A 4324-nucleotide genomic window follows, 5' to 3' on the forward strand; every position below is an offset into this window, starting at 1 on the left:
AAGCAGGACGCCGGCGAGGACCGTGAAGAGCGAGAGGCTCTCACCCATCGCGCCCAGAAGCCCCAAGGTGAGGAGCGACGCGGTGGCGGTGGGACCTAGCGCGCGCCAGGCTTCCTTCCGGAAGCGGACGGCGAGGACGACGGCGATCAGGAGGAACCCCGCCCCCAGGAGCACCGCGATGCGGTCGCGGTAGAGCGTGAGCGTCTCGGTGATGTCGGCCGGCATGTCGCGCCAGTGGACGCCTTCGATGCCGGCCCCCAACGACGCCGCGGCCTTGACGTTCTTCGCCGTGACGCCGGTCAAGAGCACCAACGAGGCGCTCTCCTCAGGCGTCGAGACCGTGGGCGGCAGGAGCGCCGTGAGCGCTTCCTTCAGGCGTTGGTCGGCAGCCGGATGCGGCGAGGCCGCTCCCATGCAGGCGAGCGGCGCACCCAGCATCGGTTCCACCGTGAGGTTCGTCTTGGCGCAGACGTCGCGCTTCACCGCCGCGACCGCCGCCCGGCGCGCGGGCGACGGGAACCAATCTGCTTCGGAGACGAGGCCGATCCCGGCGAAGGCGGGATCGCCCCGCTTTTCATAGAGAGCCCGCTCCAAGGCCTCTTCGCGCGCCAACCTTTCCGCCTCGTCGCGACCCGTGACGAGGTAGTACTGGGAGATCGAAGGCGCCGCCGAGAGCGTCGCCGCCCGGCCCGCATCAAGGAGCATTTGTTGGGGCGCGTTGTTCAATTCATAGAGCGACGTCGTGAGCCGCAGGCCCGACGCGCCCCAAAGGACGAAGACGGCCAGCGCAACGATGAGCCCCGCACGCACGGCCGGTTGGAGATCGTCGACCGACGGAAGCTTCGCGAGGAAGACCGCCACCTTTCTCGTCCTCTCCCTGAAGGGAATCGGCCGGACGTCGAGCACCGGGAGCCAAAGCACCACGCCCGCAAAGGCAGCCGCGACCCCGGCGGCCCCGAAGACCGCCATTTGGCGGAGTCCCGGGAGCGGCGCCAGCGCCATCGTCCCGAAGGCGAGCACGGTCGAAAGAAAGGCGAGCGTGAGGTTGGGAAGAAGCTTCTTCAACTGCGTCCACGGCGCGTCCTCACCCCGGCCCAGCCGCTGACAGAAGTAGTGCGCGCCGTAGTCGACGGTGATGCCGATCAAGGTCGTTCCGAAGACGAGCGCGATCAGGTGGATGCCGCCCGTGAGGCCTATGACGGCGGCGGCCGCCACCGCAAAGGACGAGAGCGTGACGAGCACCATCGCGCAGAGCGTCCGGAGGTTCCCGAACCACCAGATGCCGAGAAGCACGCTGACGGCGAGGCTCACGCCCCCCAGGACCGTCATCTCGCGCTCGGCCGTGCCGACCGCATGAAGCGTGAAGCGAGGAAGACCCGTCACCATGACCTCCATCCCAGGGAAGGCCGCACGGACAGTCGTTTCGAGTTCCGCGACGGCGGCCTCGAGCCGCTCGCGCTCCGCCACGGGTGCGCCCCCCGTTTCAAAGAGCACGGCGAGGACGTCGGGCTGACGGCGCGCGAGCACCGTGCCGGAGGCGTCTTCATAGAGCGCCGTCAAGGGCGAGGTCGCGAGGCGCTCCGCCGCCCAACGCGTCGCGAACCGTTGGGGATCGTGGAAGAAGTCGAGCACCGCGCCCGCGACGGGCGAGGCCGCCGCGGAAAGCGCCGAAGCGCCCAAGGCTTCGGCCGACATGGCGCCGAACCGGGCTTCGTCGGCAAGCGTCATCTGGGCTTCGGCCGCTTCGCGGAGCGCCGCTTCGATCCGGCCCGGGTCCGCCTGGGCGGAGCGCCGGAGCGCGGGTTCGAGCTTGGAGGCCGCTTCATCGAGCACCTTCGCGAGCTTTCGGGCCTCGGCCTGCAGGTCGACGGGCGCACCGCCCCGCACTTTCCCGTCTTTGGCTTCAGGCCGGGAAACGAAGAGCGTCAGCGTGTTCTCGTGCCGGCGGGCGAGCTCCGCGCGAAGCGCCTTTTCGGCCTGCGGCGTCCCCGCGTCGGGGAGGAGCCCCCGGATGTCGCTCTCGGGGGGATGATGGATGAGCGAGGAGGCGACGTAGATCACCGAGGCCAGCACCGCGAGCCCCCAGGCGAGCGCGGCCGCCCACATGCGGGCGGAGATGCGGCGGGGTGTGGTGCGCTGAAGAGACATGTCGGCGGAAGGAAAAGCTTTCAGAGAATGGAGAGCGCGGCGGCGCAGCAATGGCCCGGAACGCTTGGAACCAAGAGCATCAAAGGGCTCCGGACGGCGTCGCGGAAGCCCTCCGGCGGTCAGGCTTCGATTATACGGGGGCGCTCTTCTGCGGCTTTCCGCCCACATCCGCCCGCATACCACGCATCCGCGGCGGCGCACGGCCCCCGGACGGGCGTCCGGCGGGCGCCCGGCCCCGCCGGAAAGTCCCCGTCCGCGCGCAGCTTTCGCGCGGATCGGCGCTTCTCCCGTCCGTCCGCTTCGCGTCAAGTGACGACGGGTACGCGGAAGACGCCGGATCCGATGCCGCCCAAGGGATCATGTTTACGTATGATGAGTACCCGGCAAGCGTACCGCCGCGGCGTGAAGAGCACGTCAAAGCCTCCGTTGGCGTCGAAAACCGTCGGCTAAAATCAGTACGCAACGACCGGTGTCCGGAGTGAGGCCCCCAAGAAGCTCACGGACAGGCCACCCAACCCATTCGTACTCCACCGTACAGACACCGTTATCGAGGAGGAACTTCTCCATGTCCATCATCCGCATCGCCGCCACTCTTTGCGCGCTCACCCTCGCCGGGGGCGCTTCCGCCGCGCTTCTTTCGTCGCCCGTCATGCCGAGCGTCTTCGTCCCCGAAATTTCGAAGGCGCAGGCCAAGGACGCGATCCTTGACGCCGCGAGGGCCCGCAAGTGGCGCGTCGTCGAGGACAAGCCCGGCGTCATGCGCCTCGCGTACCCGGGTGCGGGTCCGCGCGCCGAAAAGCACGAACTCATCGTTGAGGTGAAGTACGACGGCAAGAACTACTCCGTCGGCTACGTGAAGAGCCGCGGCCTCGACGAAGACCGCACCTGCCGCCAGGCGAAGAAGGCCGACGATCCGAACGCGCTCTGCATCCACCGCAACGTGCCGAAGTGGATGAGCAACCTCGTGATCGACATCCAGCGCTGCGCCTCGAAGTAAGAGTCCGCCCGAGCATGACGACTACCTCCGCTTTTCCCGTCTCGATCGGGGGCGTGCGCCTCTGGCGCGCCGCCTCCCCCGACGACAAGGCTCCGGCCGAATTCCTGAAGCCCCGCGACCGGCGGCGCCTTTCCGCCCTGGGCCGCGCGGCCTTCACGGTGCTGAAGCCCTTCATGACGGGGGCGGAAGTGCTGGACGCCGACAAGGACGCCGTCCTCTTCGTCTCGCGCTTCGGGGACCTGGCGCTGACCGCCGGGCTTCTCGACGACATGCGCGACCCGGACGGCCTCTCGCCCACGGCCTTCTCCACGTCGGTCCACAACGCGGTGGGCGGGCTCTTCACGATCCTCACGGGCTTCCAAGGCCACGTGAGCGCGATGGGCGCGGGGGAAGCCGGCGTCTCGGCGGCGCTCGTCGAAGCCGCATCGCTTTTGACCGAGTTCGAGCGCGTCGTCCTCTGCGTCTACGACGCGGAAAGCCCCGAGGTCTTCCGCGGGACGCATCCCGAGAACCGCACCTTCGCCGTCGCGCTCGAAGTCCGCCGTGCGGATGCCGGGAGCGCGGAAGCGGTGCGCTTCACCGTCGAGCCGGGCTTGCTTCCCGCCACGAACGACGTGATGCGGCCTTTGGAGGCGGTCCCGTTCCTCACGGGCGAAACCGACCGTTGGGTCGAGGACGCCGAGGGCGTGCGCACGGTCTGGACGCGGGGGAGCGCCCGATGAACCGGCTTTGGCGGCGCTTGGCGAGCGGCATCGGCTTCTTCACGTTCGGCGCACTCGGCGTCTTCTTTCAGTTTCTGCTCTTCCCCGGGATCATCCTCTTCGTGCACCCGACGGCGAAGCGCAAGATCCTCGCGCGCCGGGTCGTCCACGCGACCTTCCTTTGGTTCGTGAAGTACCTGCGCTTTTTGGGCATCCTCGACTGGGAGACGAAGGGCCTCGAGAAACTTCAGAAGCCCGGGCAGCTTATTCTCGCCAACCACCTCACGCTCCTTGACGTCGTCTTTCTCTTCGCGATGGTGCCCAACGCCTGCGCGATCGTGAAGGCGCCGCTCACACGGAACCCCTTTACGGCGGGGGCGCTCCGCGCGGCCGGCTACATCGTCAACGACGGAGGCTATGCGCTCGTGGACCGCTCGATCGAAGAGCTCCGGACCGGGGCGTCCCTCATCGTCTTTCC

Annotated in this window: 4 protein-coding genes; 3 read left to right on the plus strand and 1 reads right to left on the minus strand. The window is 68.4% G+C overall.

Annotated elements, in window-relative coordinates; translation table 11 throughout:
* A partial coding sequence (locus HMPREF9440_RS04325; protein WP_172634278.1) for an MMPL family transporter occupies window positions 1-2148 on the minus strand: 2148 nt, incomplete at its 3' end.
* Window positions 2149-2713: 565 nt separating this feature from the next.
* Between HMPREF9440_RS04325 and HMPREF9440_RS04330 the strand changes: the two genes are divergently transcribed.
* The 3 genes from HMPREF9440_RS04330 to HMPREF9440_RS04340 form a co-directional block, all read left to right on the plus strand.
* On the plus strand, window positions 2714-3145 hold the full coding sequence (locus HMPREF9440_RS04330) for a hypothetical protein (RefSeq protein WP_008541848.1): 432 nt from the start codon (window positions 2714-2716) through the stop codon (window positions 3143-3145).
* Window positions 3146-3159: 14 nt separating this feature from the next.
* Entirely contained in the window at window positions 3160-3867 is a 708-nt protein-coding gene (locus HMPREF9440_RS10490; RefSeq protein ID WP_008541849.1) for a beta-ketoacyl synthase chain length factor, read from the plus strand.
* Window positions 3864-4324 (plus strand): lysophospholipid acyltransferase family protein (locus HMPREF9440_RS04340; protein ID WP_172634279.1); only part of this gene is annotated, 461 nt, incomplete at its 3' end. The genes HMPREF9440_RS10490 and HMPREF9440_RS04340, both read left to right, overlap by 4 nt.

The organism is Sutterella parvirubra YIT 11816, assembly GCF_000250875.1.
GTDB lineage: Bacteria > Pseudomonadota > Gammaproteobacteria > Burkholderiales > Burkholderiaceae_F > Sutterella > Sutterella parvirubra.

What these genes read in the sequence shown, in the direction of transcription:
- HMPREF9440_RS10490 (WP_008541849.1), top strand. Translation starts at nt 3,160, where the DNA reads ATGACGACTACCTCCGCTTTTCCCGTCTCGATCGGGGGCGTGCGCCTC.
- HMPREF9440_RS04330 (WP_008541848.1), top strand. Translation starts at nt 2,714, where the DNA reads ATGTCCATCATCCGCATCGCCGCCACTCTTTGCGCGCTCACCCTCGCC.